The organism is Burkholderia sp. Tr-20390 (assembly GCF_017104595.1).
Taxonomy (GTDB): Bacteria; Pseudomonadota; Gammaproteobacteria; order Burkholderiales; family Burkholderiaceae; genus Burkholderia.
In genome coordinates this window covers 1-22,886 of the sequence record NZ_JAAGPC010000076.1, presented here as the reverse complement: position 1 = coordinate 22,886, position 22,886 = coordinate 1, and the positions used below count along the sequence as shown (strand labels likewise).

The window sequence follows — 22,886 nt, the reverse complement described above, 5'->3', positions numbered from 1 at the left end:
CTTCACGCATTTTTGGAGGTGCTTATGGCTGCTGCCACGCCCACCGGCGCGCTCGTCGCGCTTCATCACGTTTCCTTCCGCTTCGACGACGGCTTCACGCTGTTCGATTCGCTCGACCTCTCCATCGACCGCACGCCGACCGGCATCGTCGGCCGTAACGGCATCGGCAAGAGCCAGCTCGCGCAATTGATCGCGGGCCGCTGCGCGCCGAGTTCGGGGACGATCGAACGGCACACGCCGGTCGTCTACGTCGCGCAGCAGCACGACTACGGCGACATATCGGCCGGCCCGCGAACCGTCGCGCAGATCGCCGCGCTCGATGCACCGCTCGGCGCGCTCGCGCGTCTCGCCGACGGCCGCGCGGAACCGCGCGACTTCGACCTGATCGGCGATCGCTGGGATCTCGCGGAGCGTCTGCGCACCGCGCTCGACGCAGCCGGCCTGCACGACGTGCAACCCGACACGCCCGCGCAGGCACTGAGCGGCGGGCAGCTCGCGCGCGTCGCGCTGATCGGCGCGCTGCTGTCCGGCGCGGGCTTGCTCGTGCTCGACGAACCGACCAACCATCTCGACGCGTCGGGCCGCGCGTGGCTGCGCGCGGCGCTCGACGGCTGGCGCGGCGGCCTCGTCATCGTGAGCCACGACCGTGCGCTGCTCGCCGACGTGCAGCGCATCGTCGAGCTGACGCCACAAGGCGTGCGCGCGTACGGCGGCAACTACGCGCTCTACCGTGCGCAGCGCGACGCGGAACAGGATGCCGCGCAGTCCGCGCTCGACAACGCGCGTGCCGAACGCGGACGCGCCAGGCGCAGGCTCGAACAGGAACACGACACGATCCAGCGTCACGCGGCCGCGTCGCTGCGCGACGCGAAGACGGCCAACCTGTCGTCGATGGCAAAACAGAGTCGCAAGGGTGCGGCACGCAGCATCATGGGCACGGTGCGGCGCCACCAGAACGAATTCAAGGCAACGCTCGACGAACGCGTGCAGGAAGCGGCCGCGCGCGTCGAAGCCGATGCGCCCGTGCTCGTGTCGCTGCCGGGCACCGAGGTCAGCGCACGCCGTCAGCTGTTCACGCTCGACCGCGCGCAACTGCCGTGGCGCATCGCCGGCGATGCCGACGCGATCACATGGTCGGCCAGCGGCCCGGTGCGCATCGCATTGACGGGCCCGAACGGCTGCGGCAAATCGACGTTGCTGCGCATGCTCGCGGGCGAGCTTTCGCCGCGTTCAGGCGCGTGCACGACGCACGTGAGCGCCGCGTATCTCGACCAGCGGCTCGCGCTGCTCGATCCCGATCGTTCGATCGTCGCGCAACTGGGGCTGCTCGATACGCCGCTCGCCGAAGGCGACCTGCGCAGCCGGCTCGCGCTGTTGCAGCTCGATGCGGTGCGCGCAACGCAGCCGGCGCGGCAGCTGAGCGGCGGCGAACGGCTGAAAGCCGCGCTCGCGTGCGCGTTGTGGCGCGGCACGCCCGCGCAATTGCTGCTGCTCGACGAGCCGACCAATCACCTCGATCTCGAATCGGTGCGGGCGATCGAAGCCGCACTCGCGGGCTTCCCCGGCGCGATCGTGGTCGCGTCGCACGACCCCGCGTTTCTCGCGGCGCTCGACCCGACGCACACGATGCAATGGCATCGCGACGGATGGCGCTACGAACCCGTCGCTTGAGGAGAACGAAACGGTGTCAGCCGGCGGTGCGGAACCGCAGCACACCGTCGTCGCCCTGCTCGCGCACGAGCTCGCCCGCGAGCCACAGCAGGTTCAGGTGCGCGAGCGCCTCGCCGAGCGCGAACGTCATCTGGTGGATGTCGAGTTCGCGGCGGCGGAACATGATCGGCACGATGTCGGCCGCGCTCATCGGCTTTTCCGCGCACGCGACGCGCACTTCGGCCAGGCGCGCGTCGTGGTGTTCGCGCAGTTGCGTGATGCGCGTGCGCACGCCGCGGAACGGCTTGCCGTGCGACGGCAGCACCAGCGTCTCGGGCGCCATCGTCTCGTAGCGGCCGAGCGACTGCAGGTACAGCGCGAGTGGGTTCGCTTCCGGTTCGAGGTCGAACACGGACACGTTAGTCGAGATGCGCGGCAGCACCATGTCGCCGGAGATCAGCACGCCGTCCGCTTCGCTGTGCAGCGCGCAATGTTCAGGCGAATGGCCGAAGCCGGTCACGACGCGCCAGGTGCGCGCGCCGATCGTCACCGCGTCGCCCTCACGCAGGCGCCGGTAGCGCGGCGGCACGGCCGGCACGAGATCCGCGTAGTAGCTGCGGCGGTTGCGCAGCTTGTCGAGCGCGGCCGGATCGGTCAGCCCGTGGCGCGCGAAGTGATCGGCGGCCGCCGCGCCGCCCGCGTTCGAGCCGTTGCCGGCCGCCATCAGGCAGCCGAACATGTACTCGCCGAGCGTCATCCACAGCCGCACGTTCCAGCGGCCCTTGTCGCCGCCTTCGCACAGCCAGTTCGCGAGGCCGAAGTGATCGGGATGGCAGTGCGTGACGAGCACGCGCAGCACGGGCAGGCCGTCGAGATGCGTGTCGAAGATCTGCTCCCAGTGCGTGCGGATCGCGTCCGACGAGATCCCGCAATCGACGATCGTCCAGCCGGCCTGCCCGTCGATCTCGTCGCGCAGCAGCCAGAGGTTGATGTGATCGAGCGAGAACGGCAGCGGCATGCGCAGCCAGCGCACGCCAGGTGCGACCTCGAACGTGTCGCCCGCGGCGGGCAGCGTGTCGGCGAAGGGGTAGTCGAGTTGGTGTTCCAGTGCGTTCATCGGGGGGCGTCTCGTCGTTATCGGTGCGATTGCGTGCCGGCGGCAGGCCGTGGCGGGCGTTCCGTCGATTCTATCGCCGTCCCGAGGAACGCGTGCCCGGCGGCCTGCGCCCCGTCAAAAAAAGTTCGTGCCAGAATCGGTTCCGTACCCGTATCTTTACGCGAAGATGCACCGAACGGCACCCAACGGCGGGCAACCCGCCGCTTGCCGGCCGGCCGCGCCTTGCCGCAAAGCCCTTGAACCGCCCGCTTGGGCGCTAAAATGGCGAGTGCTTACAGCCCCTCCCGAACGAGCCTGCACGCGATGAATCACTTCCCCAAACTGCTGTCCTCGCAGATCGGTTTCGACGTCGCGCAGACGATGCTCGAAAACTTCGACCGCCACTACCGGATCTTCCGCGACGCGGCCGTCGAGGCGAAGACGCTGTTCGAGCGCGGCGACTGGCACGGGCTGCAGCGGCTCGCGCGCGAGCGGATCACGTCGTACGACGATCGCGTGAAGGAATGCGTCGAGGTGCTGGAAGACGAATACGACGCGGAGAACATCGACGACGAAGTGTGGCAGCAGATCAAGCTGCACTACATCGGCCTGCTCACGTCGCACCGCCAGCCCGAGTGCGCGGAGACCTTCTTCAATTCGGTGTGCTGCAAGATCCTGCACCGCTCGTACTTCAGCAACGATTTCATCTTCGTGCGCCCGGCGATCTCGACCGAGTATCTGGAGAACGACGAGCCGGCCGCGAAGCCGACCTACCGCGCGTACTATCCGGGCACCGACGGGCTCGCGGCCACGCTCGAGCGGATCGTCACGAACTTCCAGCTCGAGCCGGCGTTCGACGATCTCCCGCGCGACATCGCATGCGTGATGCAGGCGATCCACGACGAATTCGGCCACTTCGACGAAGCACCGAATTTCCAGATCCACGTGCTGTCGTCGCTGTTCTTCCGCAACAAGAGCGCGTACATCGTCGGCCGCATCATCAACGCCGACCGCGTGCTGCCGTTCGCGGTGCCGATCCGCCACGTGCGCCCGGGCGTGCTCGCGCTCGACACCGTGCTGCTGCGCCGCGACCAGCTGATGATCATCTTCGGCTTCTCGCACTCGTATTTCCTCGTCGACATGGGCGTGCCGTCCGCGTACGTCGACTTCCTGTGCACGATCATGCCCGGCAAGCCGAAGGCGGAGATCTACACGTCGGTCGGCCTGCAGAAGCAGGGCAAGAACCTGTTCTATCGCGACCTGCTGCACCATCTGTCGCATTCGAGCGACCGCTTCATCATCGCGCCCGGGATCAAGGGCCTCGTGATGCTCGTGTTCACGCTGCCGTCGTTCCCGTACGTGTTCAAGATCATCAAGGATCAGTTCCCGCCGCCGAAGGAAACGACGCGCGCGCAGATCATGGAGAAGTACCAGCTCGTGAAGCGCCACGACCGCCTCGGGCGGATGGCCGACACGCTCGAGTATTCGAGCGTCGCGCTGCCGCTCGCGCGGCTCGACCACGCGCTCGTGCGCGAGCTGGAAAAGGAAGTGCCGTCGCTGCTCGAATACGAGGACGGCAATCTCGTGATCGAGCACCTGTACATCGAGCGCCGGATGACGCCGCTCAACCTGTACCTGCAGAACGGCTCCGATGCCGACGTCGAGCACGGCGTGAAGGAGTACGGCAACGCGGTGAAGGAGCTGATGAAGGCGAACATCTTCCCCGGCGACATGCTGTACAAGAACTTCGGCGTCACGCGCCACGGCCGCGTGGTGTTCTACGACTACGACGAGATCGAGTACCTGACCGACTGCAACGTGCGCCGCGTGCCGGCGCCGCGCAACGAGGAAGACGAGCTGTCCGGCGAACCGTGGTATACCGTCGGCCCGCACGACATCTTTCCGGAGACCTACGGGCCGTTCCTGCTCGGCGACCCGCGCGTGCGCGACGTCTTCATGAAGCATCACGCGGACTTTTTCGATCCCGCGCTGTGGCAGGCCAGCAAGGACAAGCTGATCCAGGGCGAATTGCCCGACTTTTATCCGTACGACACCGCGCTGCGCTTTTGCGTGCGCTACCCCGCGCGCTTCGGCGCGACTGACCAGAACGAGGGCGCCGGCGACGCGCAGCGCGCCGCCTGACGCCCGCTAGACCGCACCGATTGCGACCCGATTTCCGTCAACGGAATCCACACCGATGAACCCCCAAGACAATCCGCTTTCACACCTGTTCGACAACAACGACGCCTGGGTCAAGCACAAGCTCGAGGACGACCCGCAGTTCTTCGCGCGTCTCGCCCACCAGCAGGCGCCGGAATATCTGTGGATCGGCTGCTCGGATTCGCGCGTGCCCGCGAACGAGATCATCGGCCTGCCGCCGGGCGAAGTGTTCGTCCACCGCAATATCGCGAACGTGGTCGTGCACAGCGACCTGAACTGCCTGTCGGTGATCCAGTTCGCGGTCGACATCCTGCGCGTGAAGCACATCATGGTGGTCGGCCACTACGGCTGCTCGGGCGTGAACGCCGCCCTGCTCAACCGCCGCGTCGGCCTCGCCGACAACTGGCTGCATCACGTGCAGGACGTGCGCGAACGCCACACGGCGCTGCTCGACGCATGGCCGGTGGGCGAAGCGCGCTATCGGCGCCTGATCGAGCTGAACGCGATCGAGCAGGTCGTCAACGTGTGCCGCACGACGATCGTCAACGACGCGTGGGCGCGCGGCCAGTCGCTCACCGTGCACGGGCTGGTGTACGGCGTGCATGACGGCCGGATGCGCAACCTCGGGATGGCCGTGTCGAGCTTCGACGCGCTCGACGAGACCTACAAGCGCTGCGTGGCCGCGCTCGTCGCCGGCGGCGAGCATGCCCCGGACAACGACATGATCGCGGCGGACGCCGCACGGCTCGAAGGCGTCGCGCAGGCGGTCGCCGCCACGCTGAAGCCGTGCGACGACGCACAGTAACGCGCTAGCCTGCGCAGCGGATCGCTACGCTGGCGTGCCGCTGCGCCACCCATCGAACGGATCTGACCCCGGCACTGCCGCCACGGCGGCGCCAAGCAAAGGAGCGACGGGCATGAAAACCGCATTGATCGTCGGTGCATCGCGCGGCCTCGGCCGCGAATTCGTCCGCCAATACCGGCGCGACGGCTGGAACGTGATCGCCACCGCGCGCGACGACGCGTCGCTCGACGCGCTGCGCGCGCTCGGCGCGCAGGCCCATGCGCTCGACATCACGCAGCCCGAGCAGATCGCGGCGCTCGGCTGGAAGCTCGACGGCGAGCGGCTCGATGCGGCCGTGCTGGTGTCGGGGGTGTACGGGCCGCGCACCGAGGGGGTCGAGACGGTCACCGCCGAGGATTTCGACGCGGTGATGCATACGAACGTGCGCGGGCCGATGCAGTTGCTGCCGATCGTGCTGCCGCTCGTCGAGGACGCGCGCGGCGTGCTGGCCGTCGTGTCGAGCCGGATGGGCAGCATCGCCGAGGCGACCGGCACGACCGGCTGGCTGTACCGCGCGAGCAAGGCCGCACTGAACGACGCGCTGCGCATCGCGTCGCTGCAGACGCGCCACGCCGCGTGCATTTCGCTCCATCCCGGCTGGGTGCGCACCGACATGGGCGGCGCGCAGGCCGCGATCGACCCGGAAACCAGCGTGGCCGGCATGCGCCGCGTGATCGCCGAATCCGGCGCGGACGTGTCGCAGGCAAACGGCCGTTTCTTCCAGTACGACGGTATCGAGCTGAGCTGGTGAGCTGGTAGGCAGCCGACAACTTTGCGTCGTTAATTCCTGTTTCGCATGATTTTGAACCGACCTGACGCGTGCCCGTGCGGCGGCGCATCCCCCGCTCCCGCCGGCAAAGCGCCGGCGCCCCGCTATGCGGCCTGCTGCGGCCGCTTCATCGACGGCGGCGAAGCCGCGCCGACCGCGCTCGAGTTGATGCGCTCGCGGTACAGCGCGTACGTGCTCGGCGCGACCGACTACCTGCGCGCGACCTGGGCCGCACGCACCTGCCCGCCCGATCTCGATACCGACCCCGAAGCGCCCGACGCGCCGCGCTGGCTCGGCCTCGCGGTCAAACGCCATGCGCCGCTCGACGAGCGCCACGCGGAGGTCGAGTTCGTGGCCCGCTACAAGGTGGGCGGACGCGCTTACCGGCTCCACGAGACGAGCCGTTTCGAGCGCGACGAACAGGGTTTCTGGCGCTACGTCGACGGCGAAGTCAGTGAACGTTGACAAATAGTTGCTGTGTCAGACGCCGGGTAATTCCCGCATTGCACAACCCCATTTTGTCCGGCTACGATGACCTCGAATTGGTCATGTTGCATGGCAGGGCTTACGAATGGCGTTCAGCAAGGGATTGGTGGGATGGATGGCGGCATGTGCGCTGTCGGCCGCTCAGGCCGGTACGCTGCCGAACGCCAATACGGGGACGGGTGCCGGCGCCAGCGGGTCGCTCGCCCACGCCGAACGCTTCGACTACGCCGATTCGAACCTGCCGCAGGTCGCCGCCGACCTGAACGAACAGATCCTCCGCATTCCGGCCGACGCATCGGGCACCGTCACGCTCGAGGCCACACTCTTCAAGCCGAACGGGCCCGGCCCGTTCCCGCTCGTCGTCTTCAACCACGGCAAGAACACCGGCGATCTCCATCAGCAGCCGCGCAGCCGGCCGCTCGCGTTCGCGCGCGAATTCGTGCGCCGCGGCTATGCGGTGATCGCGCCGAACCGCCAGGGCTTCGCGGGCTCGGACGGCACGTACCAGCAGGAAGGCTGCAACGTCGGCAAGAACGGCCTCGCGCAGGCAGCCGACGTCGACGCGACGGTGCGCTACATGTCGCACCAGTCGTACGTCGATGCGTCGCGCATCGTCGTCGCCGGCACGTCGCACGGCGGCCTCGTATCGGTCGCGTACGGCACCGAAGCCGCACCGGGCGTGCGCGGCATCATCAACTTCTCCGGCGGGCTGCGCCAGGACCTCTGCGACGGCTGGCAGAAAAACCTCGTCGACGCGTTCGACCAGTACGGTGCGCACACGGCCGTGCGGTCGCTGTGGCTGTACGGCGACAATGACTCGGTGTGGACACCCGGGCTCGTCGCGCAAATGCACGACGCGTACGTTTCGCACGGCACGCAGGCCCAGTTCATCGATTTCGGCCGCTACAAGGACGACGCGCACCGGCTGATCGTCGATCGCGACGGCGTGCCCGTGTGGTGGCCGGCCGTCAACGCGTTCCTCGCGCAGCTGAATTTGCCGACGTCGGTGCGCTACGCGGTCGCGAGCCCGCACGAGCCGAAGGCGAGCGGCTATGCGTCGATCGACTCGGTCAACGCGGTGCCGTATGTCGACGAAGCCGGCCGAGAAGGCTACCGCCGTTTCCTGAACCAGCATCCGAGCCGCGCGTTCGCGGTGTCGTCGGAAGGCGCGTGGTCGTGGGCCGAAGGCGGCGACGATCCGATGGCGCTCGCGCTCGACAACTGCTCGAAGCAGGGCGCAGGTTCGTGCCGGCTGTATGCGGTCAACGACCGGGTCGTGTGGAACGACGCGACGCAGACGGCCGGCAACGACGACGGCAACGCACGCGACACCGGCACGCCGGCGTTGGCTTCGCGCTGATCCAAGCGCGTCATTTCCTCCCCTCGCCCATCACACCGAGGCCATTGCAGCGCCTCACTTCACGCCTCGCTCGTGCTCGTAAAATCGAGCGCAATCCGTGGAACGCTCGTTTTTACGAGCATCCAGCTTGAATTCGCGTAGTCATGATCTATCATGATCGTTATTTCGATCCCTATCGACATAACGATCGATTTTACGAACATGAAGGTCAATCAAGCCGCTGCCGCCAGCCCAACCGTTCTCGCGGAAGCCGCCCGCGTTGGCGAAGCGCTCGCCCGTCTGCGCGTTTCGCGACGCATTCAGCAAAACGAGGCGGCCACCCGCGCCGGGCTCTCGCGCAATACCGCCTATCGTATCGAGAAAGGCGATCCTGGCGTCGCCCTCGGCCAGTGGCTTCGGTATCTCGACGCGATTGCGCCAGGAACGACCCTGCTGGAACTGCTCTCCGGAACGGACCCGTCGCTCAAGGCTCAAGCGGCCCGCGAACGCGGCCGGCGTGTGCGCTCGCTCACCGACAACGAACTCAAGGATCTGGACTTCTGATGGCTGCCGTCGTCAAAAGACTCGCGGTGTTTGCCTATCTCGACGATGACTGGGCACCCGCCGGCCTGCTCGAAATGACCGAAGAGGGCGTGAGCCTGCAGGCGTCGAGCTTCGCATACGGCTTGCGCTATCTCGGCCGGCCCAACGCCATCGAAGTCGACCCGGTCAGCCTGAGCCTCGCAAGAAAGGACGAGATACGCGGCAAGATGAACTTTCCGGCGGGCGGATTGACGCAGTTCGGCGGTATTCGCGATGCCGCGCCCGATGCATGGGGGCGACGTGTCATCGAAGCCAAGCTCAGGGCCAAAGCCAACGCGCTGCCCGAGTCCACCTATCTCCTGCACGCCGGCAGTCAGCGGATCGGCGCACTCGATGTTCGGGAAAGCCTGGACACGCCCCCCGGCCCGCAGGCGGGCAATGGCCTGCTCAACCTCGAATACCTGGTCGATTCGGCGGCGCGCATCGAGGAAGGCGAGACCGTGCCCGCCGAACTCGAGGCCATCTTCGTACAAGGGAGCGGCCTCGGCGGTGCTCGCCCGAAGGCGACGGTGCGAGATGAAGACGGCGTGTTGTGGCTGGCCAAATTCCCGAGTCTCAGCGATCGGTTGAACCTGACGGTCATCGAAGAAGCCACGCTTCGTCTGGCGGCACGGTGCGGCATTCGGGTGCCGCCCACCCGCATCGTCGACGTGGGAACCCGTCAGGTCATGTTGATCCGCCGATTCGATCGGTACTGGACCCACCCCGAATTCGACACCCTTCGCGGCGACGACGCGTTATACCTGCCCCCTCGCGCCGGAACGACCGAGCGAAGACTCCCCTTCGCCAGTGCGTTGACCCTGGTCGGCTGTGCCGAAATGGAATCGATGGCGAAAAGTTACCAGGACGTCGCGCACGCGATCCGGCAGCATGGACACATCGATACCATTCGCGCCGACAACCGGGAACTGTTCAAGCGGATGGTCTTCAACATCCTCGTGAGCAACGACGACGACCACCTGCGCAACCACGGATTCATCCACGACCCCCGCCTGCCCGGCTGGCGCCTCAGCCCGCTGTACGATGTCCTGCCCCGGCCGAGTAGCGCGCATGAGCGCTATCTGCACCTTGGCATCGGGCCGCAAGGCCGGCTCGCGACGCTCGACAACGCGTTCGACGCCCGGGATGCGTTCGGTCTTTCGAAAACGGATGCCGGACTCGCGATTGCGGAAGTCTGGCAACCGACCCGCGAGTGGAAGACGTGTTTCGAGGCGCGCGGCGTGCCCGGCAAGGAAATCGACAAGATCGCGCCGGCGTTCCGCCACATCGATGACGTATCCCACCCGGCGTTGCGTAAAGCGTTGCCCTGATCTCACCTTCCATCGGCGTCCGTCCCGGCGCCTTGCCACGCATGGCCCCCGTCGATCGGGCAACGCGAGACGCTGAATCGTTCGATCTCCCAGTGTCGCCACAAACCACTCACCTCATCATTCCCCATATTTCTGCGCCGTCACGCCCCACTCGCCCCACGATTTTTTCAGTTGGGGGGCCTCACTCGAACGTCGTCATCTGCGGTCATTTCTGGATATCTGAACCGTACCGTCCCGAGCCGCTCCGATCTGCGCCGAACTCCCGCCCGACAAGGCTTTGCGGTGTTTGTAACCGGTAGTGCAACGGGTCGCGGAACACGCTAATCTCAGCGCGTTTCGTATCTCGCTGCGCGGCATCCCGTCGATGCCGCGCAGCCGTTTTATCCCCCGGAGTCGCCTTGAGTACGCCAGCCACCGACGACTGGGTCGCGCGCAGCCTGCGCGCGGTCTGGCATCCCTGCACCCAGATGAAGCATCACGAGCGCCTGCCGCTGATCCCCGTCGCGCGCGGCGCGGGCCTGTGGCTGTACGACCGTGACGGCCGCCGCTACTTCGACGCGATCAGCTCGTGGTGGGTCAACCTGTTCGGCCATGCGAACCCGGACATCAACGCGGCGCTGAAGGACCAGCTCGACACGCTCGAGCACGCGATGCTCGCCGGCTGCACGCACGAGCCCGCGATCGAACTCGCGGAGCGGCTGCACGCGCTCACCCGGCGCACGCTCGGCCATGCGTTCTTCGCGTCGGACGGTGCGTCGGCGGTCGAGATCGCGCTGAAGATGAGCTTCCACGCGTGGCGCAACCGCGGCCGCGCGAACAAGCAGGAATTCGTCTGCGTCGCCAACAGCTATCACGGCGAGACGATCGGCGCGCTCGGCGTGACCGACGTCGCGCTGTTCAAGGACGCGTATGACCCGCTGATCCGCCATGCGCACGTCGTCGCGTCACCCGACGCACGCGGCGCACTGCCGGGCGAAACGGCCGCCGACGTCGCGGGCCGCGCGCTCGCGGACGTGCGGCGCCTGTTCGTCGAGCGCGGCGACCGGATCGCCGCGCTGATCGTCGAGCCGCTCGTGCAGTGCGCGGCCGGCATGGCGATGCACGATCCGTCGTATGTCCGCGGGCTGCGCGCGCTGTGCGACGAATTCGGCGTACACCTGATCGCCGACGAGATCGCGGTCGGCTGCGGCCGCACCGGCACTTTCTTCGCGTGCGAGCAGGCCGGCGTGTGGCCCGATTTCCTGTGCCTGTCGAAAGGCATCAGCGGCGGCTACCTGCCGCTGTCGCTCGTGCTCACGCGCGACGACGTGTTCGCCGCGTTCTACGACGACGACACGACGCGCGGCTTCCTGCACTCGCATTCGTACACGGGCAACCCGCTCGCGTGCCGCGCGGCGGTCGCGACGCTCGACCTGTTCGAGCGCGACGACGTGCTCGCGGCCAATGCCCGCAAGTCGGCGACGCTGCGCGCCGCGCTCGCGCCGCTCGATTCGCACCCGCAGGTACGGCACCTGCGCGAGCGCGGCACGCTGTTCGCGTTCGACGTCGCGCTCGACGGCGACGCGGCGCGCGGCTTCTCGCGCCGCTTCTTCGAGCGCGCGCTGGAACGCGAGCTGCTGCTGCGCCCGATCGGCACGACCGTGTACCTGATGCCGCCGTACGTGATGAGCGACGACGACATCGCGTGGCTCGCGCAAAGCACGCGCGACACGCTCGATGCAACGCTCGCGGAGATCGCCGGATGACACAACAGCCCCCACGCTCACTTCGTTCACTGCCCCCCGAGGGGGCGGCTGCCTCCCTTGGGGCGGCCCGGCGGGAGGCAGCGACGAACCCTCTGCTCGATACCCTGCAACGCGGCCTCGCCGCGCTCGACGCGCAAGGGCTGCGCCGCGTGCGCCGCACCGCCGACACCGCGTGCGATGCGCGCATGACCGTCGACGGTCGCGAGATCGTCGGCTTCGCGAGCAACGACTACCTCGGCCTCGCCGCGCATCCGGCGCTCGTCGCCGCGTTCGCCGAAGGCGCGCAGCGCTACGGTTCCGGCAGCGGCGGCTCGCACCTGCTCGGTGGCCATTCGCGTGCGCATGCCACGCTCGAGGACGAACTCGCGGCCTTCTCGGGCGGCTTCTCCGACGCGCCGCGCGCGCTGTACTTCAGCACCGGCTACATGGCGAACCTCGCCGCGATGACGGCGCTCACCGGCAAAGGCGCAACGATCTTCTCCGACGCGCTGAACCACGCGTCGCTGATCGACGGCATGCGGCTGTCGCGCGCGAACGTGCAGGTCTATCCGCATGCGGACACGGCCGCGCTCGCCGCGTTGCTCGACGCATCGGATGCCGAAACGAAGCTGATCGTCAGCGACACGGTGTTCAGCATGGATGGCGACATCGCGCCGCTCGCCGAACTCGTCGCGCTGGCCGAACGCCACGGCGCGTGGCTCGTCGTCGACGATGCGCACGGCTTCGGCGTGCTCGGCCCGCAAGGCCGCGGCGCGCTCGCGGCCGCCGCGCTGCGCTCGCCGCATCTCGTATACGTCGGCACGCTCGGCAAGGCCGCCGGCGTCGCGGGCGCGTTCGTGATCGCGCACGAGACCGTGATCGAATGGATGATCCAGCGCGCGCGCAGCTACATCTTCACGACGGCCGCGCCGCCGGCCGTCGCGCACGCGGTATCGGCCAGCCTGAAGGTGATCGCGGGCGACGAAGGCGACGCGCGACGCGCGCATCTCGCCGCGCTGATCGACCGCACGCGCGCGCTGCTGCGCAACACGCGCTGGCAGCCGGTCGATTCGCACACGGCCGTGCAGCCGCTCGTGATCGGCAGCAACGACGCGACGCTCGCGGCGATGCGCGCGCTCGACGCGCACGGCCTGTGGGTGCCCGCGATCCGGCCGCCGACGGTGCCGGCCGGCACGTCGCGGCTGCGCGTGTCGCTGTCGGCCGCGCATTCGTTCGACGATCTCGCGCGGCTCGAAGCCGCGCTGATCGAAGCCAGCGAGGCGCAGGCCGTGCAGGAGGCAGAACAGCCCCCACGCTCACTTCGTTCATTGCCCCCCGAGGGGGCTGCAGCCTCCCTTGGGGCGGCCCGGCGGGAGACTGCGGCATGACCGCCCCGCTCTCGCTGTTCGTTACCGGCACCGACACCGAAATCGGCAAGACCTTCGTCTCGGCCGCGATGCTGCACGGCTTCGCGCGGCATGGCCTGCGCGCGGCCGCGCTGAAACCCGTCGCGGCCGGCGCGTACGAACGCGACGGCGTGTGGCGCAACGAGGACGCCGACCAGCTCGACGCGGCCGCGAACGTCGTGCTGCCGCCCGAGCTGCGCACACCGTTCCTGCTGAAGGCACCGGCCGCGCCGCATATCGTCGCCGCGCAGGAAGGCGTGACGCTCGACATCGACACGATCGTCGCGTGCCATCGCGAAGCGCTGACGCGCGCGGAGATCGTCGTCGTCGAAGGCGCCGGCGGCTTCCGCGTGCCGATGAACGACACGCAGGACATGGCCGATCTCGCGGTCGCGCTCGGCGTGCCGGTCGTGCTCGTGGTCGGCGTGCGGCTCGGCTGCATCAACCACGCGCTGCTCACCGCCGACGCGATCGCCGCGCGCGGCCTCAAACTCGCCGGCTGGGTCGCGAACCACGTCGACCCGGCGATGTCGTTCCCCGATGAAAACATCGCGACGATGCGCGACTGGCTCGCGCGCGAGCATGGCGCGCCGCTGCTCGGCCGCATTCCGCACCTGAGCCCCGCCGCCCCCGAATCCGCCGCGGCGATGCTCGACATCGCCACGCTCGTCGAGACACTGCGCACCGCGCAGCATTGACCCAACCGAAACAGATCCCCGATCCCTCATCCCCGACCAGGACAGGAAAACGATATGACCCAAGCCCAGACCGCCGCCACCGTGCAACCCGACGCGATTCCCGTGGCCGCTCCGGTCTCGCAGCGCTGGCGCGTCGCCGACGTCGTCGCGCTGTTCGAGCTGCCGTTCAACGACCTGCTCTTCCGCGCGCAGCAGGTGCACCGCGAGCACTTCGACGCGAACGCGGTGCAGCTGTCGACGCTGCTGTCGATCAAGACGGGCGGCTGCGAGGAAGATTGCGGCTACTGCTCGCAGTCGTCGCACCACGACACGGGCCTGAAGGCCGAGAAGCTGATGGACGTCGGCGCGGTGCTCGACGCCGCGCGCGCGGCGAAGGCGAACGGCGCGAGCCGCTTCTGCATGGGCGCCGCGTGGCGCAACCCGAAGGAGCGCCACATGCCGGCGCTGACCGAGATGGTGCGCGGCGTGAAGGAGCTCGGCCTCGAGACCTGCATGACGCTCGGCATGCTGGAAGACCAGCAGGCGCAGGAACTCGCAAGCGCGGGCCTCGACTACTACAACCATAACCTCGACACGTCGCCGGAGTTCTACGGCCAGGTGATCTCGACGCGCACCTACCAGGATCGCCTCGACACGCTCGACCGCGTGCGTGACGCGGGCATCAACGTGTGCTGCGGCGGCATCATCGGCATGGGCGAATCGCGCCGCGAACGCGCGGGCCTGATCTCGCAGCTCGCGAACCTGAACCCGTATCCGGATTCGGTGCCGATCAACAACCTCGTCGCGATCGAAGGCACGCCGCTCGAAGGCACCGCGCCGCTCGACCCGTTCGAATTCGTGCGCACGATCGCGGTGGCGCGGATCACGATGCCGAAGGCGGTGGTGCGCCTGTCGGCCGGCCGCGAGCAACTCGACGACGGGCTGCAGGCGCTGTGCTTCCTCGCCGGCGCGAACTCGATGTTCTACGGCGACCAGCTGCTGACGACGAGCAACCCGCAGTCGCAGAAGGACCGCGCGCTGTTCGAACGCCTCGGGATCCGTTCGAGCGATGCGGACGCGATGACGGCGAACGCGTAAGCGCCACGCACGGCGCGTTCGTTCGCCACATGAAAAAGCCGGGATACGTCCCGGCTTTTTTACGCGTGCGTCGCGCCCTCAGCCTGCTCCCCCCAGCGCGCGCGGCTCCATGAACGTGTGCCGGAAATAGTCGCGCACCGCGTGCATCGCGGGGCTCAACTCGATGTCCTTGCGCCAGGCGAGACCGACGCTCATCGGCGGCACCGGATCGCGCAGCACGATCGTCTCGATCCGCCGCCCTTCGAGCGACCACGGCCGATACACCATGTCGGACAGGATCGCGACGCCGCTGCCGTTCGCGACCATGCTGCGCACCGCCTCGACCGACGACGTGCGCAGGATCACGTTCGGCCGGTACGGCGTCTCGTTCCAGTAGCGCAGCGCCGTCTGCCCCGCCTCGTCGACCGTCAGCATCACGAACGGCTCGCGCGCGACTTCCGCGAACGTGACGCTCTCGTGCCTGAGCAGCGGGTGATGCGCACCGACCCACAGCCGTCGCACCGAGTGGATCACCGGCTCCAGCACGAGCGCCGGATTCGACACGTTCGACGTGAGCAGCACGGCCATGTCGTAGCGGCCCGCGATCAACCCTTCCTCGATCGACTCGCGGTTCAGCTCATGCAGGTGGATCGTCAGCCGCGGATACAGCGTGTTCAGCCTCAGCACGTGATGCGGCAGGAAGTAGCCGAGCACCGTGTAGCTCGCGGCGATCGCGAGCGTGCCGGTCAGCGTGCTTTCGAGGTTCGGAATCCGCATCGCCTCGTCGACCGACGACAGGATCGTGTACGCATGATTCAGGAAACGCCGCCCCGTGTCGGTGAGCGTCACGCCCGACGGCGTGCGCAGAAAGAGCTGCGTGCCGAGGCTGTCCTCCAGCTCCTTGATCGCGCTCGTCACGGCCGACTGCGAAATCGTGAGCTGGATCGCGGCCTGCGAGATCTGGCCGAGCTCGGCGGTCGCGACGAAATACTTGAGCTGTCTGAGGGTCAGGGCCATGGTCGATGAGAAAGCAGATGGGCACGCGATAAACATCATAACAACCGTGCCGCGCCCGTGAACCCGGCCTCGTGAAAACCCTGCCATCCCTACTGCGACGGCCATCTGCGGCCGCTCTCCGGGGTATCGAAAAAATCGATACGGCTGCATACAAAAATAGAACTTTTTTGACGCAACCCGCGCGGCTAACCTGCGTTCAACACGGTTTCGGCATGCGCCACGACGCACGCGAACCGGAGAACCTGGAGGAGCACACCGTATGAGGAAGCACAGCGTCGACCTGAACTCCGACATGGGAGAGGGCTTCGGCCCGTGGACGATCGGCGACGGCGTCGACGAGCAGATCATGCCGCTCATCAGCTCGGCGAACATCGCCACCGGTTTTCACGCCGGCGATCCGAACATCATGGCGCGCACGGTGCAGCTCGCGCGCGACGCCGGCGTCGGCATCGGCGCGCACCCGGGCTTTCGCGATCTCGTCGGCTTCGGCCGCCGCACGATCGCCGAAACGCCGCAGGCGCTCGTCAACGACATCCTGTACCAGCTCGGCGCGCTGCGCGAGTTCGCGCGCCTGAACGGCGTCAGCCTGCAGCACGTGAAGCCGCACGGCGCGCTCTACATGCATGCGGCGGCCAACGAGGCGTTCTCGCGGCTGCTGATCGAAACGCTGCAACGTGTCGACCCGGGCCTGTGGCTGTACTGCATGGAGGCGTCGGTCACCTACCGCGTCGCCGTCGAATACGGGCAGCCGGTGATCCGCGAGTTCTATGCGGATCGCGACTACGACCGCAGCGGCTCGATCGTGTTCACGCGCCGCGTCGGCCGGCTCGATCCGCGCCAGGTCGCCGACAAGGTGCTGCGCGCGTGCATCGACGGCAAGGTGCGCACGATCGACGGCGACGACATCGACATCGATTTCGACTCGGTCTGCATCCACAGCGACACACCGGGCGCGCTCGACCTCGTGCGCGACACGCGCCACGCGCTGATCCGCGAAGGCATCCGGACCGCCGGGCCGCAACCGCTCGCCGCCCATCACTGATTCAAGGAGACCCACGATGGCATTGCACGAAATCGTCAGCCCGCTGCCGGGCACCTTCTACCGGCGTCCGTCGCCCGATGCGGACTACTACGTCGCGGTCGACGCGACGGTTGCCGCCGGCGCGGTGGTCGGCCTCGTCGAGGTGATGAAGCAGTTCACCGAGATCGAAGCCGATGCGGCCGGGCGCGTGGTCGAGCTGCTCGTCGAGGACGGCGAGCCGGTCGACGCGGGCCAGGTGCTGATGCGGATCGAGGGGTGACGCGATGAAACCGGAAACTTCCCCCGACACGTTCTACCGCCCGTCGCGAATCCGGACCGTGCTGGTCGCGAACCGCGGCGAGATCGCGGTGCGCGTGATCCGCGCCGCGCGCGAGCTCGGCATGCGCGCGGTCGCCGTGGTCAGCGACGCGGACCGCGACAGCCTTGCCGCGCGCATGGCCGATGAAGCCATCCACATCGGCTCGTCGCATGCGGCGAAAAGCTACCTGAATCCCGCCGCGATTCTCGACGCCGCGCGGCGGTGCGGCGCGGACGCGATCCATCCCGGCTACGGCTTCCTGTCGGAAAACGCCGCATTCGCCGCGCAGGTCGAGGCGGCCGGCCTGATCTTCGTCGGCCCGGACTCGCAGGTGATCGCCACGATGGGCGACAAGGCCCGCGCCCGCGAAACCGCGCGGCGCGCCAACGTGCCGACCGTGCCCGGCAGCGACGGCGTCGTGCAATCGCTCGACGAGGCGCGGGACGTGGCCGCGCGCATCGGCTATCCGATCATGATCAAGGCGGCCGCCGGCGGCGGCGGGCGCGGCATCCGCGTCGCGCACGACGCCGCGCAGCTCGACGCCGAGCTGCCGCTCGCGCAGCGCGAGGCGCAGGCGGCCTTCGGCGACGGCGGCGTATACCTCGAACGCTTCATCGCGCGGGCGCGCCACATCGAGGTGCAGGTGCTCGGCGACGGCCGCCACGTCGTCCATCTGTTCGAGCGCGAATGCTCGCTGCAGCGGCGCCGCCAGAAAATCCTCGAGGAAGCGCCGTCGCCTTCGCTCACGCCCGCGCAGCGCGACGCGCTGTGCGCGTCGGCCACGCGCCTCGCGGAAGAAGTCGGCTATCGCAGCGCGGGCACGCTCGAATACCTGTTCGACGACGCGCGCGGCGAGTTCTACTTCATCGAGATGAACACGCGCATCCAGGTCGAGCATCCGGTGACCGAGGCGATCACCGGCATCGATCTCGTGCGCGAGACGCTGCGCATCGCCGACGGCGAGCCGCTGCGCTTCGCGCAGCACGACATCACGATGCGCGGCGCGGCGCTCGAATGCCGGATCAACGCGGAAGATCCGTTGCAGGATTTCCGCCCGAACCCCGGCCGGATCGACGAACTGGTGTGGCCGACCGGCCCCGGCGTACGCATCGATTCGCTGCTCTATCCGGGCTACGTCGTGCCGCCGTTCTACGATTCGCTGCTCGCGAAGCTGATCGTGCACGACGAGCGCCGCGCGGCCGCGCTGCGGCGCATGACTCGCGCGCTCGGCGAGCTGCACGTCGGCGGCCTGAAGACGACCGCGCCGCTGCACGTCGCGCTGCTCGCGGACGACGACGTGCGCGCCGGGCGCTATCACACGAATTTCCTCGAGGCGTGGATGCCGAGATGGCGCGAAGCCGCCACCGCCGCCGCGCAGCAACACGCAGCCGACAATGCAGACGCCGTGCGCGTCGGGGAGGCGATGTGACGACCCGTTATACGTTCGGCGGCGACGAGTTCGTGTTCGTCGAAATCAGCGAATCGATGTCGCTCGACGCGTTCTTCAAGGGCACGGCGATCACGCGTGAACTGCAGCGCCGCGCGGTGCCGGGCATCACCGAGATCTGTCCGGCGAATGCGTCCTACCAGGTGCGCTACGACCCGGACGTGATCGAGCCCGACGCGCTCGTCGCGCTGTTGAAGACGATCGAGGCCGAAGTCGGCGACGCGCCGCTCGAACTCGACACGCGCATCGTCGAGGTGCCGGTGCTCTACAACGACCCGTGGACGCACGAGACGCTGATGCGGTTTCGCGAGCGTCACCAGGACCCGTCGTCGACCGATCTCGAATACGCGGCGCGCATCAACGGCAAGCGCGACGTCGACGCATTCATCGCCGCGCACTCGGGCTCGCCGTGGTTCGTGTCGATGGTCGGCTTCGTCGCCGGCCTGCCGTTCATGTACCAGATGGTCGAGCGCGAACGCCAGCTCGAAGTGCCGAAGTACCTGCGGCCGCGCACCGACACGCCGAAGCTGACGGTCGGCCACGGCGGCTGTTTCGGCTGCATCTACTCGGTGCGCGGCGCGGGCGGCTACCAGATGTTCGGCGTGACGCCGGCGCCGATCTTCGACCCCGAGCAGCGGCTCGACTACCTGCGCGAGTTCATGGTGTTCTTCCGGCCCGGCGACATCGTGAAATTCCAGCCGATCGATCGCGACGCGTACGACGCGGCAGTGGCGGCCGTCGAGGCCGGCACCTTCTCGCTGCGCGTGCGCCCGGTGAAATTCTCGCTCGACGCGTTCCTGCGCGATCCCGATGCGTATAACCGCTCTCTCGTCGAGGTGCTGCATGCAAACTGACGCGCACAACCTGATCGAAGTCGTGAAACCCGGCCTCGCGACGTCGGTCCAGGACATGGGCCGGCAAGGCTACTACCACGTCGGCATTCCGCCGTCGGGCTCGCTCGACCAGTACGCATCGCGTGCGGCGAATCTGCTGGTCGGCAACCCCGAGGAAGCCGCCGTGCTCGAATGCACGCTGCTCGGCCCCGAGCTGATGTTCCATACGGATGCGCTGATCGCCGTCACCGGCGCCGAGATGACGCCGAAGATCGACGGCATCGGGCAGCGCTGCAACGTCGCGCTGCGAATCCGCGCGGGCAGCGTGCTGTCGTTCCATTACGTGAAGGCCGGTGCGCGCGCGTATCTCGCCGTCGCGGGCGGCATCGACGTGCCGGTCGTGCTCGGCAGCCGCTCGACCTACACGCTCGGCGCGATCGGCGGCCACGCGGGCCGGCGCCTGCAGAAAGGCGACCGGCTGACGATCGGCGCCCCCGTCGGCACGCACCGCGAAGGGCGCGAGCTGCCGGCGGCCGTGAGCCGGCCGCTCGACAGCCAGGTCGAGCTGCGCGTGCTGACGGGCCTGTACCACTACCGGCTCACCGACGAATCGGCGCGCACCTTCTTCGATGACGAATGGACGGTCGCGCCCGAAGCCGACCGCATCGGCTACCGCTACAAGAACGGCCGCGCGCTGCAGTTCCGGCCGCGCGAGCAGCCATTCGGCGCGGGCGCCGACCCGTCGAACATCGTCGATGCGTGCTACCCGATCGGCTCGATCCAGGTGCCGGCCGGGCTCGAGCCGATCATCCTGCACCGCGACGCGGTGTCGGGCGGCGGCTACGCGACGATCGGCACGGTCATCAGCGCCGACCTGGACCTGATCGGCCAGATGCAGCCCAACCACCGCGCGCGCTTCGTGCGCGTGACGATGGCCGACGCGCTCGCCGCGCGCCGCGAGTACCAGCGGCGCCTCGCGCTGCTGCGCGCCGTGCTGCGGGACTGAGCTCCGGGCGCCCGGCGCGCGTGCCGGGCGCCTGACGCCGTCTCGTTCCTGTTCCGCTGTCGTTTCCCGACCGCGCGGCCGTGCGCCGCGCGGCGGGGACGCTTGCGCGCTGTTTCCGTTCCTGCCGAACCGGTTGCCCGCCCGACGTCGGGGCAACCCTGCGGATCGCATGTACCGCGGCCGAGACGTCGTTCGCAGTTTCCGCTCATCAAGGAGCACGATCATGGCCAACCTGGCTCAGGCCCGCCCCGACGAGGATCTCGACCTGTCGACGCTCGCCGTTCCCGACCACGCGCGCATGCCGCCCTTTTCGCTGACGATGGCGTGGTGGGCCGTGTGCAGCGCGGTGTTCTACATCGTCGTGGGCGCCACGCTCGCGCTCACCTATGGCGCGCGCAACGCGCTGATCGGAATGGCGCTGTCGGTCGTGTCGTACGGCCTCGTCAACACGATCATCAGCCGCTATGCGATCCGCACGGGGCTCTCGGTCGCGCTGTTCTCGCGCGTGCTGTTCGGCAGCGCGGGTGCGGCGCTCGCCACGCTGATCTTCTTCGCGACGGCGATCTACTACGCGGTGTTCGAGGGTTCGGTGATCGCGGTCGCGGCGCATCACCAGTTTCCCGGGCTCGATTACAAATGGGCCGCGCTGATCGTCGTCTGCTACAGCGTGCCGCTCGTGTTCGGCAGCGTGCAGCACTGGCTCGACAAGTTCAACGGCGTGCTGCTGCCGTTCTACCTGCTCGGGCTGCTCGCGGCGGTCGGGCTCGCGACGGCCGAATACGGCTACCACGCGGCCTGGCTCGATTTCGGCCCGACGGGCGCCGTGCCGGCCGGCGGCTGGTGGCACTGCTTCGTCTACTACATGGGCGTGTGGGTGCTGATGATGTTCACGTTCGACTACGCGCGCTTCGGCCGCAAGGAAGACGCGGGTTATCACGGCCGCTTCAACTTCGGGATGCCGTTCTACCTCGTCACGTTTCTCGTCAACGGCGCGGCCGGCATCTATCTCGTCAGCACGATTCCGGGGCTCGGCACGCTCTCCGAAGTATCCGTGGTGCTCGCGCTGCTGAAGCTGATGGGGGTATGGGGGTTGCTGTTCGTGTGGGTCACGCAATCGCGGATCAACACCGCGAACTACTACCTCGCGACCGTCAACATGCAGGCGTTCTTCCTGAAGGTGGCCGGCCTGCGCGCGCCGAAATTCGTGTGGGCACTCGTGGTGGGCGCGGTCGTCTATGCGCTGATGATGGCGGACATCTTCTCGCGGATCCTGCAGGCGCTCGCATACCAGGGGATCTTCGTCGTCGCATGGGTCGGCGTCGCGCTCGCGCACATCCTGTCGGATCGCTACGGGAAACTGGTCGGCGACGACGTCGAATGCCGCGACGCCCATGTACCGACCTTCAACCCGGGCGGGCTGACCGCCTGGTTCGCCGGCGCATTCGTCGGGCTCGCGCTGAACCAGGCGACGGGGTTCGCCGCATCGCTGTCGGCGCCCGCGACGTTCGTCGTGTCGTGGGTGGTCTATCGCGCGCTGCTGGGCACGGCCAAGCGGACCTGGTTCGTGCGCAATTCGTGACGGGACACCCGCGCGCCGCCGCGCGTCACCTGACGCGTCTGTCCCGCGTTGCCCTGCGCGTCGCGAATCGCGGTCTTCCCGACCCGCCAGCGCACGCCGTCGAGCCCGTCGACCGCATACTCGCCGGCGCGCGGCTGCGCGTGCACCGGATCGACGCGTGCGCTGTCATCTGCGCCGTCCTGCGTGGCGGGTGATACGCCCGTCATGTGACCCGCCCTTCCGGATGGCATACCGGTGCGTCGTATCGGCACGTACGGCAGCGGCCGCTGCCCGCTACCGTGCGCCATGTGCATCACACGTGTGCCGCCGCGCCGTCGATCGCCGCGCGCACGCGCTCGACGAGTGCTTGATCGACCGGCGCCAGCACCTCGCCGCGCGGCCGCACCCCCGAGCCGAAATGCACCGCGCGCACGCCGGTCGCGCGGACGAAATCGCCGACCGCATCGACCGTGAGCCCCGAGCCGGCCAGCACCGTGCAGGTCGAGCCGGCCGCCTGCCGCGCGAGCCGCGTGATCGTCGCGAA

Annotated in this window: 21 protein-coding genes and 1 pseudogene; 18 read left to right on the top strand and 4 right to left on the bottom strand. The window is 68.2% G+C overall.

Features of this window, described 5'->3' with window-relative positions; translation table 11 throughout:
* Positions 1 to 24 precede the first annotated feature (24 nt).
* The gene (locus G3N98_RS21040; RefSeq protein WP_206149122.1) at positions 25 to 1,671 is read left to right on the top strand and encodes an ABC-F family ATP-binding cassette domain-containing protein; all 1,647 of its coding nucleotides are present in this window, start codon (positions 25 to 27) and stop codon (positions 1,669 to 1,671) included.
* Between the two features lie 16 nt (positions 1,672 to 1,687).
* On the opposite strand, the gene G3N98_RS21035 is transcribed toward G3N98_RS21040, so the two are convergent.
* Positions 1,688 to 2,767 (bottom strand): MBL fold metallo-hydrolase, encoded by a 1,080-nt coding sequence (locus tag G3N98_RS21035; RefSeq protein WP_206149121.1) that lies wholly within the window; start codon positions 2,765 to 2,767, stop codon positions 1,688 to 1,690.
* A 303-nt stretch (positions 2,768 to 3,070) separates the two neighbouring features.
* On the opposite strand from G3N98_RS21035, the gene aceK reads away from it, so the two are divergent.
* The 11 genes from aceK to bioB all read left to right on the top strand — a co-directional run bounded on the left by aceK (position 3,071) and on the right by bioB (position 15,162).
* The gene (aceK, locus tag G3N98_RS21030; RefSeq protein WP_206149120.1) at positions 3,071 to 4,888 is read left to right on the top strand and encodes a bifunctional isocitrate dehydrogenase kinase/phosphatase; all 1,818 of its coding nucleotides are present in this window, start codon (positions 3,071 to 3,073) and stop codon (positions 4,886 to 4,888) included.
* A gap of 55 nt (positions 4,889 to 4,943) precedes the next feature.
* Entirely contained in the window at positions 4,944 to 5,711 is a 768-nt protein-coding gene (can, locus tag G3N98_RS21025; RefSeq protein ID WP_206149119.1) for a carbonate dehydratase, read from the top strand.
* A 112-nt stretch (positions 5,712 to 5,823) separates the two neighbouring features.
* Positions 5,824 to 6,501 carry an SDR family oxidoreductase gene (locus G3N98_RS21020; RefSeq protein WP_089426447.1) on the top strand — a complete coding sequence of 226 codons (678 nt, stop codon included), beginning with the start codon at positions 5,824 to 5,826 and terminating at the stop codon, positions 6,499 to 6,501.
* 45 nt (positions 6,502 to 6,546) lie between these two features.
* The gene (locus tag G3N98_RS21015; protein WP_069248996.1) at positions 6,547 to 6,984 is read left to right on the top strand and encodes a YchJ family protein; all 438 of its coding nucleotides are present in this window, start codon (positions 6,547 to 6,549) and stop codon (positions 6,982 to 6,984) included.
* Between the two features lie 106 nt (positions 6,985 to 7,090).
* Positions 7,091 to 8,365 (top strand): CocE/NonD family hydrolase, encoded by a 1,275-nt coding sequence (locus G3N98_RS21010; protein ID WP_206149118.1) that lies wholly within the window; start codon positions 7,091 to 7,093, stop codon positions 8,363 to 8,365.
* Positions 8,366 to 8,518: 153 nt separating this feature from the next.
* Positions 8,519 to 8,908, top strand: coding sequence for a helix-turn-helix transcriptional regulator (locus G3N98_RS21005; RefSeq protein WP_241026014.1), 390 nt, complete (start codon positions 8,519 to 8,521; stop codon positions 8,906 to 8,908).
* The gene (locus G3N98_RS21000) at positions 8,908 to 10,257 is read left to right on the top strand and encodes a HipA domain-containing protein (RefSeq protein ID WP_206149117.1); all 1,350 of its coding nucleotides are present in this window, start codon (positions 8,908 to 8,910) and stop codon (positions 10,255 to 10,257) included. The genes G3N98_RS21005 and G3N98_RS21000 overlap by 1 nt, the downstream gene beginning before the upstream one ends.
* Positions 10,258 to 10,655: 398 nt before the next feature.
* On the top strand, positions 10,656 to 12,002 hold the full coding sequence (gene bioA, locus G3N98_RS20995; protein WP_175236828.1) for an adenosylmethionine--8-amino-7-oxononanoate transaminase: 1,347 nt from the start codon (positions 10,656 to 10,658) through the stop codon (positions 12,000 to 12,002).
* Positions 11,999 to 13,369 carry an 8-amino-7-oxononanoate synthase gene (gene bioF, locus G3N98_RS20990; protein ID WP_241026013.1) on the top strand — a complete coding sequence of 457 codons (1,371 nt, stop codon included), beginning with the start codon at positions 11,999 to 12,001 and terminating at the stop codon, positions 13,367 to 13,369. Before bioA ends, bioF begins: the two co-directional genes overlap by 4 nt.
* Positions 13,366 to 14,085, top strand: coding sequence for a dethiobiotin synthase (gene bioD / locus G3N98_RS20985; protein WP_089426452.1), 720 nt, complete (start codon positions 13,366 to 13,368; stop codon positions 14,083 to 14,085). Before bioF ends, bioD begins: the two co-directional genes overlap by 4 nt.
* 54 nt (positions 14,086 to 14,139) lie before the next feature.
* Positions 14,140 to 15,162 carry a biotin synthase BioB gene (gene bioB / locus G3N98_RS20980; RefSeq protein WP_206149116.1) on the top strand — a complete coding sequence of 341 codons (1,023 nt, stop codon included), beginning with the start codon at positions 14,140 to 14,142 and terminating at the stop codon, positions 15,160 to 15,162.
* 78 nt (positions 15,163 to 15,240) lie between these two features.
* Here the strand turns inward: bioB and G3N98_RS20975 are convergent, their stop codons facing one another.
* A complete protein-coding gene (locus G3N98_RS20975; protein WP_069249003.1) occupies positions 15,241 to 16,158 on the bottom strand; it encodes a LysR family transcriptional regulator in 918 nt (305 codons plus the stop codon).
* A 259-nt stretch (positions 16,159 to 16,417) separates the two neighbouring features.
* Here G3N98_RS20975 and G3N98_RS20970 point away from each other — a divergent pair, with 259 nt between their 5' ends.
* From G3N98_RS20970 to G3N98_RS20945, 6 genes are all read left to right on the top strand, one after another.
* Positions 16,418 to 17,200 carry a 5-oxoprolinase subunit PxpA gene (locus G3N98_RS20970; protein ID WP_089441145.1) on the top strand — a complete coding sequence of 261 codons (783 nt, stop codon included), beginning with the start codon at positions 16,418 to 16,420 and terminating at the stop codon, positions 17,198 to 17,200.
* A 16-nt stretch (positions 17,201 to 17,216) separates the two neighbouring features.
* Positions 17,217 to 17,459 (top strand): acetyl-CoA carboxylase, encoded by a 243-nt coding sequence (locus G3N98_RS20965; RefSeq protein ID WP_089457021.1) that lies wholly within the window; start codon positions 17,217 to 17,219, stop codon positions 17,457 to 17,459.
* Positions 17,460 to 17,463: 4 nt separating this feature from the next.
* Complete coding sequence (locus G3N98_RS20960; protein ID WP_206149115.1) at positions 17,464 to 18,927, top strand: acetyl-CoA carboxylase biotin carboxylase subunit; 1,464 nt, start codon at positions 17,464 to 17,466, stop codon at positions 18,925 to 18,927.
* Positions 18,924 to 19,799 carry an allophanate hydrolase subunit 1 gene (locus G3N98_RS20955; RefSeq protein ID WP_069249007.1) on the top strand — a complete coding sequence of 292 codons (876 nt, stop codon included), beginning with the start codon at positions 18,924 to 18,926 and terminating at the stop codon, positions 19,797 to 19,799. The genes G3N98_RS20960 and G3N98_RS20955 overlap by 4 nt, the downstream gene beginning before the upstream one ends.
* On the top strand, positions 19,789 to 20,784 hold the full coding sequence (locus G3N98_RS20950) for a biotin-dependent carboxyltransferase family protein (protein ID WP_206149114.1): 996 nt from the start codon (positions 19,789 to 19,791) through the stop codon (positions 20,782 to 20,784). Before G3N98_RS20955 ends, G3N98_RS20950 begins: the two co-directional genes overlap by 11 nt.
* A gap of 223 nt (positions 20,785 to 21,007) precedes the next feature.
* A complete protein-coding gene (locus G3N98_RS20945) occupies positions 21,008 to 22,363 on the top strand; it encodes an allantoin permease (protein ID WP_206149113.1) in 1,356 nt (451 codons plus the stop codon).
* On the opposite strand, the gene G3N98_RS20940 is transcribed toward G3N98_RS20945, so the two are convergent.
* Both G3N98_RS20940 and G3N98_RS20935 read right to left on the bottom strand, forming a co-directional pair.
* Positions 22,309 to 22,569: a hypothetical protein gene (locus G3N98_RS20940; RefSeq protein WP_206149130.1), complete on the bottom strand. Its 261-nt coding sequence runs from the start codon at positions 22,567 to 22,569 to the stop codon at positions 22,309 to 22,311. The two genes, G3N98_RS20945 and G3N98_RS20940, sit on opposite strands and share 55 nt — an antisense overlap.
* Before the next feature lie 86 nt (positions 22,570 to 22,655).
* Positions 22,656 to 22,886: pseudogene (locus G3N98_RS20935) on the bottom strand (copper homeostasis protein CutC); the annotation flags it as partial.